General features: G+C 65.1%; 19 protein-coding genes and 1 pseudogene. 7 read left to right on the top strand and 13 right to left on the bottom strand.

Annotated elements, in window-relative coordinates:
* A pseudogene (locus AC1Y2B_RS21955) lies at positions 1 to 164 on the bottom strand (electron transfer flavoprotein subunit beta/FixA family protein); the annotation flags it as partial.
* 183 nt (positions 165 to 347) lie between these two features.
* Between AC1Y2B_RS21955 and AC1Y2B_RS21950 the strand changes: the two are divergent.
* A complete protein-coding gene (locus AC1Y2B_RS21950; protein WP_482255267.1) occupies positions 348 to 806 on the top strand; it encodes a GyrI-like domain-containing protein in 459 nt (152 codons plus the stop codon).
* Positions 807 to 1,005: 199 nt separating this feature from the next.
* Here the strand turns inward: AC1Y2B_RS21950 and AC1Y2B_RS21945 are convergent, their stop codons facing one another.
* The 7 genes from AC1Y2B_RS21945 to AC1Y2B_RS21915 form a co-directional block, all read right to left on the bottom strand.
* On the bottom strand, positions 1,006 to 2,037 hold the full coding sequence (locus AC1Y2B_RS21945) for an NAD(P)-dependent alcohol dehydrogenase (RefSeq protein ID WP_482255266.1): 1,032 nt from the start codon (positions 2,035 to 2,037) through the stop codon (positions 1,006 to 1,008).
* Between the two features lie 93 nt (positions 2,038 to 2,130).
* The gene (locus tag AC1Y2B_RS21940; RefSeq protein ID WP_482255265.1) at positions 2,131 to 2,703 is read right to left on the bottom strand and encodes a cob(I)yrinic acid a,c-diamide adenosyltransferase; all 573 of its coding nucleotides are present in this window, start codon (positions 2,701 to 2,703) and stop codon (positions 2,131 to 2,133) included.
* The gene (locus tag AC1Y2B_RS21935) at positions 2,703 to 2,915 is read right to left on the bottom strand and encodes a twin transmembrane helix small protein (RefSeq protein ID WP_482255264.1); all 213 of its coding nucleotides are present in this window, start codon (positions 2,913 to 2,915) and stop codon (positions 2,703 to 2,705) included. Before AC1Y2B_RS21935 ends, AC1Y2B_RS21940 begins: the two co-directional genes overlap by 1 nt.
* A gap of 119 nt (positions 2,916 to 3,034) precedes the next feature.
* Positions 3,035 to 4,288, bottom strand: a complete 1,254-nt coding sequence (locus AC1Y2B_RS21930; protein ID WP_482255263.1) for a class II D-tagatose-bisphosphate aldolase non-catalytic subunit — start codon at positions 4,286 to 4,288, stop codon at positions 3,035 to 3,037.
* Positions 4,285 to 5,232, bottom strand: a complete 948-nt coding sequence (locus AC1Y2B_RS21925; protein ID WP_482255262.1) for an SIS domain-containing protein — start codon at positions 5,230 to 5,232, stop codon at positions 4,285 to 4,287. The genes AC1Y2B_RS21930 and AC1Y2B_RS21925 overlap by 4 nt, the downstream gene beginning before the upstream one ends.
* The gene (locus AC1Y2B_RS21920; protein ID WP_482255261.1) at positions 5,229 to 5,990 is read right to left on the bottom strand and encodes a DeoR/GlpR family DNA-binding transcription regulator; all 762 of its coding nucleotides are present in this window, start codon (positions 5,988 to 5,990) and stop codon (positions 5,229 to 5,231) included. The genes AC1Y2B_RS21925 and AC1Y2B_RS21920 overlap by 4 nt, the downstream gene beginning before the upstream one ends.
* A gap of 76 nt (positions 5,991 to 6,066) precedes the next feature.
* Positions 6,067 to 6,897, bottom strand: coding sequence for a DUF6473 family protein (locus AC1Y2B_RS21915; protein WP_482255260.1), 831 nt, complete (start codon positions 6,895 to 6,897; stop codon positions 6,067 to 6,069).
* A 181-nt stretch (positions 6,898 to 7,078) separates the two neighbouring features.
* Between AC1Y2B_RS21915 and AC1Y2B_RS21910 the strand changes: the two genes are divergently transcribed.
* On the top strand, positions 7,079 to 7,954 hold the full coding sequence (locus AC1Y2B_RS21910; RefSeq protein ID WP_482255259.1) for a 3-hydroxybutyryl-CoA dehydrogenase: 876 nt from the start codon (positions 7,079 to 7,081) through the stop codon (positions 7,952 to 7,954).
* A gap of 73 nt (positions 7,955 to 8,027) precedes the next feature.
* Here AC1Y2B_RS21910 and AC1Y2B_RS21905 read toward each other — a convergent pair whose 3' ends face one another.
* Positions 8,028 to 9,206 (bottom strand): lytic murein transglycosylase, encoded by a 1,179-nt coding sequence (locus tag AC1Y2B_RS21905; protein ID WP_482255258.1) that lies wholly within the window; start codon positions 9,204 to 9,206, stop codon positions 8,028 to 8,030.
* A 164-nt stretch (positions 9,207 to 9,370) separates the two neighbouring features.
* Between AC1Y2B_RS21905 and AC1Y2B_RS21900 the strand changes: the two genes are divergently transcribed.
* Positions 9,371 to 9,721 carry a hypothetical protein gene (locus AC1Y2B_RS21900; protein WP_482255257.1) on the top strand — a complete coding sequence of 117 codons (351 nt, stop codon included), beginning with the start codon at positions 9,371 to 9,373 and terminating at the stop codon, positions 9,719 to 9,721.
* A gap of 3 nt (positions 9,722 to 9,724) precedes the next feature.
* Here AC1Y2B_RS21900 and AC1Y2B_RS21895 read toward each other — a convergent pair whose 3' ends face one another.
* The gene (locus AC1Y2B_RS21895; RefSeq protein ID WP_482255256.1) at positions 9,725 to 10,894 is read right to left on the bottom strand and encodes a MalY/PatB family protein; all 1,170 of its coding nucleotides are present in this window, start codon (positions 10,892 to 10,894) and stop codon (positions 9,725 to 9,727) included.
* 128 nt (positions 10,895 to 11,022) lie between these two features.
* Between AC1Y2B_RS21895 and def (AC1Y2B_RS21890) the strand changes: the two genes are divergently transcribed.
* Genes def (AC1Y2B_RS21890) through fmt form a run of 4 tightly spaced genes read left to right on the top strand, consistent with a single transcriptional unit; the run spans position 11,023 to position 13,443 of the window.
* Positions 11,023 to 11,568 carry a peptide deformylase gene (gene def, locus AC1Y2B_RS21890; protein ID WP_482255255.1) on the top strand — a complete coding sequence of 182 codons (546 nt, stop codon included), beginning with the start codon at positions 11,023 to 11,025 and terminating at the stop codon, positions 11,566 to 11,568.
* Positions 11,565 to 12,050, top strand: a complete 486-nt coding sequence (def, locus tag AC1Y2B_RS21885; RefSeq protein WP_482255254.1) for a peptide deformylase — start codon at positions 11,565 to 11,567, stop codon at positions 12,048 to 12,050. Before def (AC1Y2B_RS21890) ends, def (AC1Y2B_RS21885) begins: the two co-directional genes overlap by 4 nt.
* The gene (gene def / locus AC1Y2B_RS21880) at positions 12,047 to 12,547 is read left to right on the top strand and encodes a peptide deformylase (protein WP_482255253.1); all 501 of its coding nucleotides are present in this window, start codon (positions 12,047 to 12,049) and stop codon (positions 12,545 to 12,547) included. Before def (AC1Y2B_RS21885) ends, def (AC1Y2B_RS21880) begins: the two co-directional genes overlap by 4 nt.
* On the top strand, positions 12,544 to 13,443 hold the full coding sequence (gene fmt, locus AC1Y2B_RS21875; RefSeq protein WP_482255252.1) for a methionyl-tRNA formyltransferase: 900 nt from the start codon (positions 12,544 to 12,546) through the stop codon (positions 13,441 to 13,443). The genes def (AC1Y2B_RS21880) and fmt overlap by 4 nt, the downstream gene beginning before the upstream one ends.
* A 179-nt stretch (positions 13,444 to 13,622) precedes the next feature.
* Here fmt and moaB read toward each other — a convergent pair whose 3' ends face one another.
* From moaB to AC1Y2B_RS21860, 3 genes are read right to left on the bottom strand one after another with little or no spacing between them, the layout of a single operon-like run.
* Entirely contained in the window at positions 13,623 to 14,165 is a 543-nt protein-coding gene (gene moaB / locus AC1Y2B_RS21870; RefSeq protein ID WP_482255251.1) for a molybdenum cofactor biosynthesis protein B, read from the bottom strand.
* Between the two features lies 1 nt (position 14,166).
* Positions 14,167 to 14,790, bottom strand: coding sequence for a LysE family translocator (locus tag AC1Y2B_RS21865; protein WP_482255269.1), 624 nt, complete (start codon positions 14,788 to 14,790; stop codon positions 14,167 to 14,169).
* Positions 14,790 to 15,575: a uracil-DNA glycosylase gene (locus AC1Y2B_RS21860; RefSeq protein ID WP_482255268.1), complete on the bottom strand. Its 786-nt coding sequence runs from the start codon at positions 15,573 to 15,575 to the stop codon at positions 14,790 to 14,792. Before AC1Y2B_RS21860 ends, AC1Y2B_RS21865 begins: the two co-directional genes overlap by 1 nt.
* Positions 15,576 to 15,984: the final 409 nt, after the last annotated feature.

The raw sequence follows: 15,984 nt of genomic DNA, 5'->3' as shown, positions 1-15,984 counted from the left end.
GCAATCCCCTTTTCTTTCAAGCGGATAGCTTCCTCGACGGCGATCTCGTCGAAGGGGTTCATCGACATCTTCACGTTCGCCAGATCGACACCGGACCCGTCCGCCTTCACGCGAACCTTCACGTTGTAGTCGATCACACGTTTGACAGGCACCAGGACCTTCATCGCGCAAATCTCCATTGGGGGGCCAAAAGGCCACGGCAAGCTCTCGCCCCGGTGTTTAAACCGTCTTGCTGCGCTGCAACAGGCCAAAATCGACGCGGCTTGTCGCAGCCACGCCATGCAGCGGCGATTGCCGGACGTGGCAAAAGGCGGCATTCTGGGCCGGTGCAGCCGGGAGGATGGCCTATGGCAGGACTGTTGAGCGAACCCAAGATTGAGGTCTTTCCGCCGCGCCGCTTTGTCGGACGGGTGCGGCCCTACACGATGCAGACGCGCGATGCTATTCCGGCACAATGGGTTGACTATATGGCGACGGGGGCGCGCGGGCCGGGGGATTACTTTGGCGTGGCGTTCAACGCCGATCCGGGCACGGGCCGCTTTGACTATCTGTGCGGGCGCGAGGCTGTTGACGGTGCCCTGCCAGAGGGGGAGGGGCAGGTGAGCATCGCGGGCGCCTATGCCCGGTTTGCGACATCGGGCCATATCGCGACCATGCCGGCGGTCTGGGCCGAGGTCTATGGCCATTGGCTGCAGGGCGGCGGATTGCGCGGAAGGCCGGGGCCGGCGGTGGAATATTACCCGCCGCAGTTTGATGGGATGACCGGGGCGGGCGGGTTTGAGGTTTGGGTGCCGGTGCAGGGCTAAGAGGTTGAGGACGCTGCGTTAATCTGGCTTTGGCCGAGGCGACGGCTGGCGGGGTTCTGGCGTTTTGGCGTCATTTTTGCGGAGCTACATTGTAGCTACACCGGCGGTTCGCGGCGGCGTTAACCAAATCTTCCGAATCATCGGGTTAGCCTGCCGCAAGGCGCGCACGGCTTGGGACAATGCGCGCCTTGCGGCAGGGTCAGAGCGTGATTTGCAGTTTGACGTCGGTGGCGCGAGCCTCGGCGGCGCGGTGGAAGGCTTCGATGGATTGGTCGAAGGGGTAGGTGGCGGTGATCAGCGGTTTGAGGTCGATCTTACCGGAGGCGAGGAGGGCTATGGCGCGGTCATAGACGTTGGCGTAGCGGAAGATGGTTTTGACGGTGGCCTCTTTGACCTGCAGGCCGACGATGTCGAAGGGCACCGGGTCAACCGGCATGCCGACCATGACGACGGTGCCCCCGGGGGCGACGAGGGCGGGGGCTTGCAGGATGGCGGGGGCGGCGCCCGAGCATTCGAAGACGACGTCTGCGCCCCAGTTGGCGGTGGTGCGGTCGATGTGGGCTTTGAGATTGGTGGTGCGGATATTGACCGCCTCGATCCCGGCGTAGGCGCCGATGATGTCGAGTTTGGGTTGGGCAAGGTCGGCGATGATGACGCGGGAGCAGCCTGAGGCGAGGGCGGACAGCGCGGTGATCATGCCGATGGGGCCTGCGCCGAGAACGACGGCAAGATCACCGGGTTTGATGCCGGCCTTGGCGGCGGCCTGAATGCCGACGGCGAGGGGTTCGACCATCGCTCCTTCCGCGAAGGAGACGGTGTCGGGGATTTTGAAGGTGAGGGAGGCGGGGTGGATGACTTCAGGGGTCAGGCAGCCGTGCACGGGCGGGGTGGCCCAGAAGCGCACCGCCGGGTCGAGGTTGTAAAGGCCGAGGCGGGCGGCGCGGGAGAGAGGGTCGGGGATGCCAGGCTCCATGCAGACGCGGTCGCCGGGGGCGAAGGTGGTCACGGCAGAGCCTGTTTCAAGGACGGTGCCAGAGGCTTCGTGGCCGAGGATCATCGGTTCGTTCACGACGAAGGGGCCGATCTTGCCGTGGGTGAAGTAGTGCACGTCCGAGCCGCAGATGCCGACGGTGTGGATGGCGATGCGCAGGTCGTTGGGGCCGAGTGAGGTGTCGAGCGGCATGTCGCGGAGCGACAGTTCATGGATCTTTTCAAGGACGAGGGCGCGCATGGCAGGGCTTTCGAAGCTTGGGCCGGGAACACGAATTTTCTACGAAAATTCCGGGGGAAGCGGGAGGACGAATTTTCGGCGAAAATTCGGGTGTCAGGCTTGCGGGCGGGTGAGGCCGGGGACCCAGAGCACGTCCTGCGTTCCGTTGGCATTGGCGATGCGGCCGGCGACGAAGAACCAGTCCGACAGCCGGTTGAGGTATTTGATCGCCTCGGGGTTGACGGGTTCGTGGGCGGCCAGTTCGACGGTGAGACGCTCCGCCCGGCGGCAGGTGGTGCGGCAGAGGTGAAGGTGGGCGGCCAGCGCGGTGCCGCCGGGCAGGATGAAGCTGCGCAGGGGCGTGAGGGAGGCGTTCATCGCGTCAATCTCGGCCTCGAGCCGGTCGGTTTGCGCGGCGATGATGCGCAGGCGGGGGTAGGGGGCGGTGGCGTCATTCTCGATATCGGGGGTGCAGAGGTCGGCGCCGAGGTCGAAGAGATCGTTGGAGATGCGGGCCAGTTCGGCATCCATGCCGTGCAGGCGCGCCATGCCGACGGTGGCATTGGTTTCATCCACCGTGCCGTAGGCGGTGACGCGCAGGTCATGCTTGGGCACGCGGTCGCCGTTGCCGAGCGAGGTCAGGCCAGCGTCGCCGGTGCGGGTGTAGATCTTGGAGAGAACGACCATCACGGCGCTCCTTTCGAACGGGCCCAGGCGAAGATGACGATGGCCACCACGGCGAGAAACTGGGCTGCAATGCGCAACTGCATGAGTTTGTTGGCGTATTTACGGTTGAACTCTCCGCCTTTGCCGAAGCTGCCGATGCCGATCAGCAGGATGACGAGGACGACGAGGCAGACAAAGGTGGCGAAGAGGAAGAGCGGGTCGTGCAGGAGCATGGGCGGGGTTCCTTCGGTTGACGCCAGACATAGAGCTTGAGCGCGCAAAAGCGAAGGGAGAAGCAGGGGGTTTCACACCCCCTGCACCCCCGTGGGATATTTGGGCCTGAATGAAGGGGTCAGAGGCAGGCTTTGGAGTATGGAATCAACGCGGCGCGGACGGCGGCTATGGTGAGGGCATGGGCGGTGGGTTTGGAGTCTTGGAGGCGGGGGAGGTATTGAGAGAGGAGGGGGGCAGGGATTTTGGTGTTGCCGAGGGCCTGGAAGAGGGCGGCGGTGGCGGCCTGGGCCTGGGGCTGGTTCCAGTAGTAGCGGATGCGGTCGGAGTAGGAGAAGTGGCGCATCAGGTGAAGGTCGCGGGCGGTGCCGTGGTAATAGGCCTGCCAGTCTGACGGGTTGGCCAGCATGAGGGAGTCCATGGCTTTGGGGAGGGTGCCTGCGGTGTAGTTGGTGAGTTCTGACGCGATGAGGTCAAGGGCGTAGAGGGCTTCGCGCAGGGCAAAGGTGAGGCCGGGGCCGACCTTGAGGATGGCGAAGCCGTCCTGGACGAGGGCGGTGAGGGCTGCGGTGGTTTGGTAATCGGTGGAGTGGGCTTCGTAGAGGATGTTGGCGGGGCGGTTTGTGTTGAGGGCTGTGGCGAGGGCAGGGGCGTAGGGGATGACGTCGGTGTGGCCGAACTCGACCCCCGGTTGGACGACGAGGGCTATGACGCGGGGAAAGGCGGTGAGGTGGAGGGCGGCGAAGGAGGCTTCGTGCAGGGCGATGGTGTGGGCGGCGTCTGTGGGGTTGGAGATTTCGATTGTGGTGAGGGCGTGGGTGGCGCCGCCTGGGACGGGGACTTCGGTGCCGATGATGTAGGCGGGGGGCGGGAGGTTTTGGCTTTGGGCCCCGGCTTCGGCGGCTTGGGCCAGGAGGGCGGCGCGGGTGGCGATGGTGGCGGGGGGGAGGGGGGTGGGGTCACCCAAGCAGGACATGGAGGCGTCGAGGTGGATTTTGGCAAAGCCCGCGGCGGCGTAGGCGTGGGTCATGGTCAGGGCTTTGGCCATTGCGTCCTGTGCCGGGAGTTTGCGCCAGGGGTTGGGGCCGAGGTGGTCACCGCCGAAGAGGATTTTGGTTTCGGGGAAGTTGAGGGTTTGCGCGATGTTGAGGACGAAGGCGCGGAAGGCGGCCGGGGTCATGCCGGTGTAGCCGCCGTCCTGGTTCACTTGGTTGCAGGTCGCCTCGATGAGGGCGAATTGATGGGTGGCGGCGGCCTCGATCAGGGCGGCTTCGATGACGGTGGGGTGGGCGGAGCAGACGGAGGTGATGCCGCGGCGAGTGCCTGCGGCGTGGAGGCGGGGGAGGGACAGGAGGAAATCGAGGGCTTCGGTCATGCCAGCACCACAACTTTGGTTAGGTGGCGGGGGGCGGTGGTGTCGATGTTGCGGGCTTTGGCGTAGTTTTCGCCCAGGATTTGCAGGGCGGGGAGGGCTTCGGCACCACGCAGGGGGGTCGGGTGGGTGAGGGGCAGGGAGATGTTGCCGGGGCCGCCGAAGCCTATGACATAGGCGCCTTTGGCTTGGAGTTCGGTCACGAGCTTGGCTTCGTCGGCGGCGGTGTCTGGGTGGTAGAGCATGACGACGGCGGAGGTGTTGTCGATCAGGCTGACCGGGCCGTGGCGGTATTCGCCGGGGTGGAAGGCTTGGGTGAAGGTCAGGGCCATTTCCTGCAGTTTCAGCGCGCCTTCGAGGGCCACGCCGTATTGGCTGCCCGCGCCGAGGAAGACGACGTGGGTTTTGGCGTGGAATTCTGAGGGGAGGGTGGAGGCTTGGGTGAGCAGGGCCTCGGCGGCGGTGGCGAGGGCCTTGGTGGGGGCGTGGCTTGCCAGCGCGTAACCGGCGAGCAGCATCAGGCTGGCGGAGACGGTCATCACCACGCCTTCGGCGGGGTGGGTGGGGAATTCGACAGGGGTGTCGGAGTTGAGCGAGAGGGCGGAGCCGGGGGCGCAGGTGATGCCGGTGACGTGCTGGCCGCGGGCGCGGGAGGCGCGGGCGGCGTCGACGGTTTCGGTGGTCTCACCCGAGCGGGAGAGGGCGATGATTTTGACCGGGGTGCCGGCGGGGAGGTAGGCGTGCGGGCGGATGGTCCATTCGCCTGCGGGGATGGCGAGGGCGCGGATGCCGCTTTCGTTCAGGGCGGCGGCGATGGAGAGGGCGAGGTTGTAGCTGGTGCCGCAGCCGAGGATGACGTGCTGGGTGGTGCGGTCGGTGATGGGCGCGGGGAATTTCGCGGCCCAGTAGGGGAATTGTTCGACGATGCTTTGGACGGTGGCGTTCATATTGGGAGTCCTTCGGTAACGGGGATGGCGGCGAGGCGGTCGCGCCAGTCCGGGGGGAGTGTGTCGGTGATGAGGGGGGTTTGCCGGGTGAGGGGGGCCACGCGATACGGCAGGGCGCGGCCGAACTTGCTGCTGTCGGCGAGGATAAAGGTGCGGGTGGCGCGGGTCAGCATGAGGGCGTTGGCGCGGGCCTCATCGGCGTCGATCGAGTAGAGGTTGAGGTCGGGGGCGACGGCGCCTGTGCCCATGAAGAGGGTGTCGAACCAGAGGTCGGAGAGGGCGCGCTCGGCGAGGAGGCCGACGAGGGAGGCGTTTTCGGGGCGGTAGCGGCCGCCGATCAGGAGGACGGTGATGCTGGGGAGGTTGGAGAGTTCCTCGGCGATGGGGACGCAGTTGGTGGCCACGGTCAGTGGCATCGGCGACAGGCGGATGCGGCGGGCCAGTTGATAGGTGGTGGTGCCGGCGTCAAGGAAGAGGGTGGCGCCGGGGGTGATGAGGGGGAAGGCGGCCTCGGCTATGGCGCGCTTGGCGGCGAGGTTGGCGCGGGCGCGGGTGGCGAAGGCGATTTCGCGGGTGGTGCCCTCGGCGAGGCGGGCAGAGCCGTGGTCGCGCTGGATCAGGCCTTGCTGTTCAAGCTCTGTCAGGTCGCGGCGGATGGTGGCGGGGGAGGCGCCGATGGCGGCGGACAGGTCATCGACCGTGGCGGGGCCATGGGCGAAGAGGTGATCGCGAATGCGGGTTGAACGGTCGGATTTCATCCTGTCCCCTGATCAGATGGGGACAGGGATAGGCGATTTTATGATCAGGTACAATCAAAAATATGACGATATCTGATCACCGCAGCGCAGCCTCCAGCGCTTGGGTGAGGAGTTTGGTGATGTCGCGATGCACCTCTGGCCCCGGGACCACGGCAGCGGCGGGGGCCTCGGCCGGGGAGAAGGCCATGCCGCCGAGATGGGAGCCGCGCTGTTCCGGGCGGGTGACGGCCTCGACGTAGAGGCGGGCGAGGGGGCGGATGGCGCAGAGCATCTCGGCATCGACCAGCAGGGGATCGCGGGTCAGGGCGGCGCGGCGGCTGACGGCAGGCGGCGGCTGATCGGCCAGCCAGAGGAGCAGCGTGCGCGGCGGCAGGTGGCCGAGCAAGTCCTTCATCCGCGCGAGCCAGGTGGAGCGCAGTTCATCGGCCAACACCTCAAACCGTTCGGGGGAGCGTTCGTGCAGGGTGAAAAGAAGGTGCCGCGTGAAGGCGAAATCGGTGAAATCGACATCGCGGAACAGCGTCTTCAAGAGCGGCGTTGGCCCGAGGAAACGGTCATTGCGGCGCGGATGCACCGTGTAATAGCGATTCGACAGGTTGGCGGCCCCGACGACTTGCAGCACGACCGCCTCGGCCTTGGCCGCCACATCCAAGAGGCTGGTTTCGTTCAGGTAAAGATCAAGGCCCGCATTGGAGACGCCGAGGTTGACCGAGCCAAAGCCAACCTCCTCCTCGACAAGGTCGGGGAAAGGGTCCGGGATGAACTTGCCATAGGTTTCATTGCCGCCCATGAAGACGACATAGGGCCGGTCGAGCGACCGGCGCGGACCGCGGAACAAAAGGTTTGACGTGCCGTAATGGCACGGAAAATAGTCTAACGCGCCCTCGCTTTGCAAAGCATAGGCCATGGTACCCACCCGTCGTTTTTACACACCCAAGGGCAAGACTGCCCGATTCCCCTTTCCAAACGGCTAAAGGTGCAATTTCGGGCAAATGCGGGATGTTTTCGCCCGCATTTCGCCGCAGCGCAGCGGTCTTGCCGCTTGGACAGGCGGGGGCTAGGGTGCGCGCAGACACAAGGGGTGAGACATGGCCATTCAGTCGGTTGGGATCGTGGGCGCGGGGCAGATGGGCAACGGGATTGCGCATGTCTTCGCGCTGGCAGGCTATGACGTGCTGATGAACGACATCAGCGCGGAAAGCCTGACCAAGGCCTTGGCCACGATTGACCGCAACATCGAGCGGCAGGTGGCGCGCGGCAAGGTGACCGCAGAGGCCAAGCTGGCCGCGATGGCGCGGATCAAGACGACGCTGAACATTGCCGAGCTGGGGCCGCTGGACTTGATCATCGAGGCGGCGACCGAGAAGGAAAGCATCAAGGATGCGATCTTCAAGGCTTTGGTGCCGCATCTGGCGGCGCATACGATCTTGACCTCAAACACCTCGTCGATTTCGATCACGCGGTTGGCGAGCCGGACGGATCGGCCGGAGAAGTTCATGGGGTTCCACTTCATGAACCCGGTGCCGGTGATGCAGCTGGTGGAGCTGATCCGCGGGATTGCGACGGACGGGCCGACCTGGGATGCTTTGCATGAGGTGGTGTCGAAGCTGGGCAAGACGGCGGCGAGTGCCGAGGATTTCCCGGCGTTCATCGTCAACCGCATTCTGATGCCGATGATCAATGAAGCGGTTTACACGCTGTATGAGGGTGTGGGCTCGGTCAAGTCGATTGACGAGAGCCTGAAGCTGGGGGCCAACCATCCGATGGGGCCGCTGGAATTGGCGGATTTCATCGGGCTGGATACCTGCCTTGCCATCATGAACGTGCTGCACGAGGGGCTGGCGGATACCAAGTATCGACCCTGCCCGCTGCTGACGAAGTATGTGGAAGCCGGGTGGCTGGGGCGCAAGACGCAGCGCGGGTTCTATGACTATCGCGGCGAAGTGCCGGTGCCGACGCGTTGATTGCGCCGAAGAGCGGGGGCCAGCCCCCGCACCCCCGGGATATTTGTGAACACATGAAAAGCAGGCGCGAGGTCTAGAGTTGCGCCAGCAGGTCCGCTGTGGGCCAGCCGTCGGCGGGCAGGCCGAGGCGTTTTTGTTCGACTTGCACGGCGGCGCGGGTGGCGGCACCAAGGACGCCGTCAATTTTGCCGACATCGTGGCCCATTTTTGTCAGCTTGGTTTGCAGGGCGGTCATCTGGTCAGGCGTCAGGGCCGGGTCCGGCGTGCCGGGGGTATAGGGCGCGGCGCCCTGAATCCGGGTGGCGAAATAGGCGGCGGTGGTGACGTAGACGAAGCTTTTGTTCCAGTTGAACAGGACTTTGTAGTTTGGATAGACGAGGAAGGCCGGGCCCTTGCGGCCTTGCGGCAACAGGAGCGAGGCGGGGAGGTTGGCGAATTTGCCCTCTTTCGGCTTGACGCCCATCGCGGACCATTGGGCGGTGGACAGTTCGGTGTCGAGGCTGGATTGCGACCAGTCGAGGGTTTGCGGCACCGTGACCTCTTGCATCCAGGGCTGGCCGGCCTGCCAGCCGTAGAATTGCAGCATGTGGGCGGCGGACAGGATCGAGTCGGCGGCGGAGGTTTTCAGGGTGATCTTGCCATCGCCGTCGCCATCCTCGCCGCGTTCGAGGATGTCTTTGGGCAGCATCTGCACCATGCCGATTTCACCCGCCCAAGCGCCGATCGTCTGGCCGGGGGCGAAATTGCCCTGCGCGGTCAGGGCGATGGCGGCCAGAACCTGCGGCTGGAAGACATCGGGGCGACGGCAGTCATGGGCGAGGGTGACCAGCGCGTTGCGGGTGTCAAAGGTGCCCTGAACCTGGCCGAAATCGGTCTCGAACGCCCAGAAGGCGAGGATGATGCCGCGCGAGACGCCGAATTTCTTTTCGGCGGCGGTGAAGGCGGCGTCATACTTTTTGGCGTAGATCGCGGCGTTCTGGATGCGGCTTTTGGAGATCAGCGCCTGACTGAAATCAAGGAAGGTCTTGCGGAAGAAGCCCTGACCGTGGTCGGCCTTGAGAACGGCGGGGTCGATCTGGGCATCGTCCAGAAAGGCGTGGATGGCGCTGTCGGGCAGACCCTGCGCCTTGGCATCGGCGGCCATGGCGGACAGGAAGCCTTGGAAATCGCCGCCACAGGGCGCGGCAAGGGCGTGGCTGGCCAGAAGCGGGCAGGCGGTCAGGGCCAAAAGGGCGAGCTGGGACAGACGCATTGAAAAACCTCCGGTGTATCGGGCGAGTCTAGCGGAACCGATGGGCTTAGGGAACCGCGAAGGCTGTGGCACAAGCGCCACGCGGCCTTCGCAAAAAGGACACGTTGGTCTGTCAGCTTGTTTTTAACCAATTCCGCGCAAGACTGAGGCAGAGGGAGGCGACAATGCTGGAATTTCTGTCAAAAGACGTACGCGAAGGCCTGGATGCCGCCCGCAAACATCAGGAGCGGCGCAAGTCTCGGCTGCGGGTGCAGGTGGGCGAGGCGGTGTTTCCGGTGCTGCGGTCGTGGGACAACGGCTTTGTGCTGGACGGCACGCTGAGCCCGCAGTTGCGCGGGCTGGTCGATGTTTATGATGGCAGCCGCCATGTGTTTCAGTGCCTGATTGTTGCCTCGGTTGCGGAGGCTGGCGAAATCATCTGTGAAATCAAGACGATGACGCCGGTGACCGACAGGGCCGCACTGGATTTCTGGCTGGACCCTGTCTTGCCGGTGGGCTTTCTGCCGAAGGCCTGAGGCTTACTGCAGATCCTTGAACGCCTCTGCGAGACGGGCCACGGCCTGTTCGATCTGCGCATGCGGCATACCAAGGTTGAAGCGCAGGAAGTTTTCCCCGCCCGTGCCGAACGAGCCGCCGAGGTTGGCCGCGATTCGCGCGCCCTGCTGCACGCGGGCGGTGAATTCGGCCGGTGTCATGCCGGTGCCGGTGAAATCGACCCAGGCGAGATAGGTGGCCTGCAGTGGCATGGATTTCAGGCCGGGGATGGCATTGATGCCGGCATCGAAGGTGCGGCGGTTGCGGTCGAGATAGGCAGTCAGCTGGTCAACCCACGCGGCGCCCTCGGGCGAGTAGGCGGCGGTGGCCATGTGCATGCCGAAGGAATTGGGCGATATGCCCATTTTCATCATCGTATCTGCGAAGCGCTGGCGCAGGGTTGGGTCGGCGATGATTACGTTGCCGATATGGGCGCCGGCGATGTTGAAGGTCTTGGTGGTGGCAGTCATCATCACCAGACGGTCCTGCACGCCATCCAGCGTGGCCATGACGGTGTGCTTTTGACCGTGCATCACCAGGTCATGGTGAATCTCGTCCGAGATCAGCAGCAGGTTGTGGCGGCGGCAGAAATCGGCGACGCCTTGCAGTTCATCGCGGGTCCAGACGCGGCCGCCGGGGTTGTGGGGCGAGCAGAGGATGAACATCTTCTCGGCCCCGGTCATCTGGGCGTCCCATGCGGCGAAATCCATTTTCTGCAGGCCATCCTCGATGGCCAGCGGGCATTCCACCACCTGGCGTCCGGCGGCTTTGATGACGCGGGCGAAGGCGTGGTAGACCGGAGTGTTCAGCACGACGCCGTCACCTTGTTGGGTGAAGGCGTCAAGGGCCAGCGCCACGCCGTTGACGAGGCCGTGGGTGGTGAAGATGGCCTTGGGGTCAACCTCCCAGCCGTGGCGGGTTTTCATCCACCAGCGGATCGCGGCGATATAGGCGGAATCGTCGCCGAAATAGCCGTAGACCCCATGGGCCAGCATCTTTTCCAGCGCCTGCTGCACGCAAGCCGGGGGCTGGAAATCGGTGTCGGCCACCCACATGGCCAGACCATCCTTGGGTGAGACGCCAAAGATCGCCTCCATCGAGTCCCATTTGACGGAGTGGCTGCCAACGCGGTTGATCAGGGTGTCGAAGGTCATGCTGCGGTCCTTTGAGGGTCTTGGCACGGGTTACAGCAATGTGATGCCAAGTTCATCCGGTTTTTGCGAGGGGTTCGGATGTCGCGACCCTCTTGCGTCAAACCTTGGCAAACCGTAAATCCTGCAGGATGATCCGCCCCATCCTGATCCACCCCGACCCGCGCCTCAAGAAAGTTTGCGACCCCGTGCCGCAGATCACCGAGGATTTGGTGAAACTGGCCCGCGACATGCTGGAGACCATGTATGACGCGCCGGGGATCGGGCTGGCCGCGCCGCAGGTGGGCGTGACCAAGCGGCTGATCGTGATGGATTGCATGAAGGCGCCGGAGGTGGCGCGGCCGTTGATTCTGTTCAACCCCGAAGTGGTGTGGAGCTCGTCCGAGCTGTCGACCTATGAGGAGGGGTGTCTGTCGATCCCCGAGCAGTATGCCGATGTCGAGCGGCCGAATTCGGTGACGGTGCGCTGGCAGGACGAAACCGGGGCCAACCGCGAGGAAACCTTCACCGGACTGTGGGCAACCTGCGTGCAGCACGAGATTGACCACCTGAAGGGCAAGCTGTTCATTGATTATCTGGGCCTGATGAAGCGCCAGATGATCACCCGCAAGATGGAAAAGCTGAAGCGCGAGTTGGCGCGGGGCGATGGCCGGGGCGATTCTCGGGGCTTCAAATGAAGCGCGAGATCCGGCGCTGGCCTGATGCGGTTCTGTCGCAGAAGGCCGGGGTGGCCGTTGTCGACGATGCGACCCTGGCCTTGGCGCAGGACATGCTGGTGACGATGTATGACGCCGAAGGCCGTGGTCTGGCCGCGCCGCAGGTGGGCGTGCTGAGCCGGGTGTTCGTGATGGATGCGACGTGGAAGGTTGGGGCGGGTACGCCGGAAATCTTCATCAACCCGGAAATCATCTGGCGCTCGTTGGAGCAGGTGCAAAGTTCGGAAGGGTGCCTGTCGATCCCCGGCGTGCTGGCCGAGGTGAGCCGGGCGAAAGAGATCATCCTGCGCTGGGTGATGGTGGATGGCTCGGTCTCGGCGCAGAAGCTGGTCGGGTTCCGGGCGATCTGCGCGCAACATGAAATCGACCATCTGGATGGGATCGTGACTTTGGATCATTTGACGGCGGAAGACCGGGCCAAGGCCGAAGCGGTGCTGGCGTGATCCGCCCCTGCCTGCCTTGGCCGCACCAGATGCTGCGCAGCGTGGCCGCCGATGTGGCCGAGATCACGCCAGAGGTGCGGGCGATCTGGGCGGACATGGTGGACACGATGGAGGCGATGCCGGGCTATGGTCTGGCCGCCGTTCAGATTGGCGTCGCTTTGCGGCTGGCGGTGGTTGATTGTTCGACCGAGCGGGGCCGCGCGGTGCTGATGGCCAACCCGGTGGTCCTGCACGCCTCTGGGCAGATGCGGGAGCATGAGGAGGCGAGCCCGAACCTGCCGGGTGTGTCCGCGGTGATCAGCCGGCCAAGGGCGGTGACGGTGCGGTTTGTGAATGCGCAAGGCCAGATGGAGGACCGTGATTTCGTTCATCTTTGGGCGACCTCGGTCCAGCATCAGATCGACCATCTGGCGGGGAAGATGTATTTTGACCATCTGTCGGGCCTGAAACGGTCGATGCTGATCGGCAAGGCGGACAAGCTGCGGAGGCGCGGATGAGGGTGGTCTTCATGGGCACGCCGGAATTTTCCGTGCCCGTGCTGAAGGCCCTTGCGGGCGCTGGTCATGAAATTGCTGCGGTCTACACCCAGCCGCCGCGACCTGCGGGGCGCGGCAAGGCAGACCGGAAAAGCCCGGTGCAGGTCTGCGCGGAAGAGTTAGGGATTCCCGTGCTTTACCCGGTTTCGCTGCGCAGCATTGAGGCGCAGCAAGACTTTGCTTCGCTGCGCAGCGAGGTGGCGGTTGTGGTGGCCTATGGGCTGATCCTGCCGCCGGCGATTCTGGCCGCACCCCTGCATGGCTGCCTGAACATCCACGCCTCGCTTCTGCCGCGCTGGCGGGGTGCGGCGCCGATCCATCGGGCGATCATGGCGGGGGATGCGCAGAGCGGCGTCTGCATCATGCAGATGGAAGCGGGACTGGATACCGGGCCCGTGCTGCTGCGCGAGGCTGTCGCGATCGGGGCGGAAGACACGACGGCGGATTTGCACGACCGTTTGTCCGCCATGGGCGCGCGGCTGATCGGGCAGGCGCTGGACCGGCTGGAGGCTCTGGTGCCGCAGGCGCAACCCGAAGCGGGCGTGACCTATGCGACCAAGATCGACAAGGCCGAGGCGCGGGTGGACTGGAGCAGACCTGCGGTGGAGGTGGATCGCCGGATCCGCGGCCTGTCCCCCTTCCCGGGCGCCTGGTGTGAGGTGGGCGGCGAGCGGGTGAAACTGCTGCGATCGCGGGTCGTGGCCGGCGCGGGTTTGCCGGGGCAGGTGCTGGGGGGGTTCACCGTGGCCTGTGGCGATGGCGCCGTCGAGGTGCTGGAAGCGCAGCGTGAGGGCAAGAAGCCTGCCGCCGCGCAGGACCTGTTGCGCGGCTTCAGCTTGCCGGCCCGTATGACCTGACCGCGCCGGATCGCCTTGGGCCTGATCCTGCGAGCTTCGGGATGGCGTGATGATCCATTCGCCGCGGGTGGTTTTCCCGGACGGACTTTGCCCGAAGTGCGCCAGATGATGCGCGGCTAAGCCCGCCATTTGCGCCTTGCCACATACGCCCGCCGGAGGCCCTTGGCCCGGCCAAGCCGCTACTTCCGGCGCGTGTGCTCTTCCAGACGGGGCATGATCTCGACGAAGTTGCAGGGGCGGTGGCGGTAATCCAGCTGCCATTTCAGGATCTCGTCCCAAGCGTCGCGGCAGGCGCCGGGAGAGCCGGGCAGGGCGAACAGGTATTTGCCGCCCGCCACGCCCCCCGTGGCGCGCGATTGCACGGCAGAGGTGCCGATCTTCTGCATCGAGACGATGGTGAAGACGGTGGCGAAGGCCTCGATCTCTTTCTCATAGACGTCGCGGTGGGCTTCAACGGTGACGTCGCGGCCCGTCAGGCCGGTGCCGCCGGTGGACAGGATGACGTCGATGGCCGGATCGGCGATCCATTGGCGCAGCTGGGCCGCGATGGTGGCCCGGTCATCCGGCACGATGCCGCGCGCGGCAAGGATGTGCCCGGCCTCTGTCAATCGTGCGACCAGGGTGTCGCCGGATTTATCATCGGCGGCCGTGCGGGTGTCTGACACCGTCAGCACGGCGATGCGGACCGGGACAAAGGCTTTCGTTTCGTCGATGCGGCTCATGTTACCCTCGTGTCAGAAGTGCCAGCCTCAGGGCCAGCCCGGTGAAGATGGCAGCAGAGGCGCGCGAGAGCCAGAGCGATAGCCTGCGGCTTTGTGCCATGCGCTGCCCGATTGATCCCGCCATGACCCCGACGAGGCCGTTCACGGCAAGCCCGCCGACGGCAAAGACCACGCCCAGCGTCAGGAACTGCGGCAGAACGGGGCGCAACGGGTCCACGAACTGCGGCAGGAAGGCGAGGATAAAGAGGATCACCTTGGGATTGAGCAGATTGACCACCAGCGCCTGCCCGAACACCCTGCCAGCCCGCGCCGGTTCCGCCGGTGATGCCAGCGACGGACCGGACCGCAGGGTCTGCACCGCCAGCACCAGCAGATAAGCCACCCCAGCCCACCGGATGGCATCAAAGGCCCAGGGATGCGCCGCCACCAAGGCCCCCAGCCCCAGCCCCGCCACAGTCACCTGCCCCAACCCGCCCACCGCAATCCCGAGGTTCGCCGCCATCGCCGCCTTGGGGCCAGAGCGCAGCCCCTGCCCCAGACAGAACATCATGTCCGCACCGGGCGTCAGGTTCAGGGCCAAGGCGGCGGGAATGAAAGACAGCAGGGTCGCAGGCTCGACCGGGATCACGCCAGCCGCGCCTTCAGGGCGAGCAGATCGGCCCAGGCCTCGCGCTTGGCGCCGGGGTTGCGCAGAAGATAGGCCGGGTGGGTCATCGGCAGCACCGGCTTGCCCAAGGCTTCGGTCCAATGGCCGCGCAGGCGCAGGATGCCCTTCTGGTTCAGAAGGGCCAGACAGGGTGTGTTGCCCATGGCCACGATGATATCCGGGTTCACCAGGCTGATGTGCCGTTCGAGGAAGGGGCGCATCATGGCGATTTCGTCCGGCTCGGGGTCACGGTTCTGCGGCGGGCGCCACGGCATGACATTGGTGATATAGAGCGCATGCTTCGGATCAGGCGACACGCGTGACAGCCCTATGGCCTCAAACATCCGGTCCAGCATCTGGCCGGCGCGGCCGACGAAGGGCAACCCCTCCAGATCTTCCTCCCGCCCCGGGGCCTCGCCCAGGATCAGGACGCGGGCCGTGGCGGTGCCGTCAGCGAAAACGGTGTTGCGCGCGCCCCTCTTCAACTCGCAATGGTCATAAGAGATCAGCGCCGCGCGCAGATCTTCCAGCGTCGCCGCCCCCCGCGCCGCCAGACGGGCGACCGAGACCGGATCGACCTGCGCCACCTCTGCCACCGGAGTGGCAGCCTGGACGGACAGGGCGGTTTCCACCGGAACCGGACGCTCCAGCCGCTCGGGCAGGTCATAGCGGTTGAGCGCGTCTTCCTGCACCCAATCGGCCACGCCCATCTCGACCTGCCAATCGAGCGCCGCGAGCGCCGCCTGCCAAGCCTGAGGGTCCATGATGTCAGAGTTGATTCCCATGCCCGCAGGTTAGGGCCGCTGGCCCGCAGGAACAACCGCAACTGAACGGGCTGGGACTGCAGCGGGTCAGCGGGCCTGCACGGCGCGGATTCTCTGGCCGTGCCCGAATGATTCACCCTGTCTGGCGGCCGCAGGAGAGGGCCCGCGACGCCAACCTAGGTGGAGTGCCGGGCCTAACCACAAGATATTGTGTCACAATTCAGAATTGCGAAGAAAATGCGACGGGTGGTGATTTTTGGTCTTGCGGGTTTTGATCGTCGGACCTAAACACCGCCTCACCGAAGCGCAGCAGCGACGGTGATGGCGGCGGACGGAAGCGGAAGCGACGGGAAGCGGCCTGAAATTCTGAAGATGCGGCGGACGAGGATCGCTAGGGAACTGGCGCGCT

Source organism: Stagnihabitans sp. (assembly GCF_964946895.1).
Note: the sequence above shows the minus strand (reverse complement) of the source record. Positions and strands in the feature narration are given on the sequence as shown.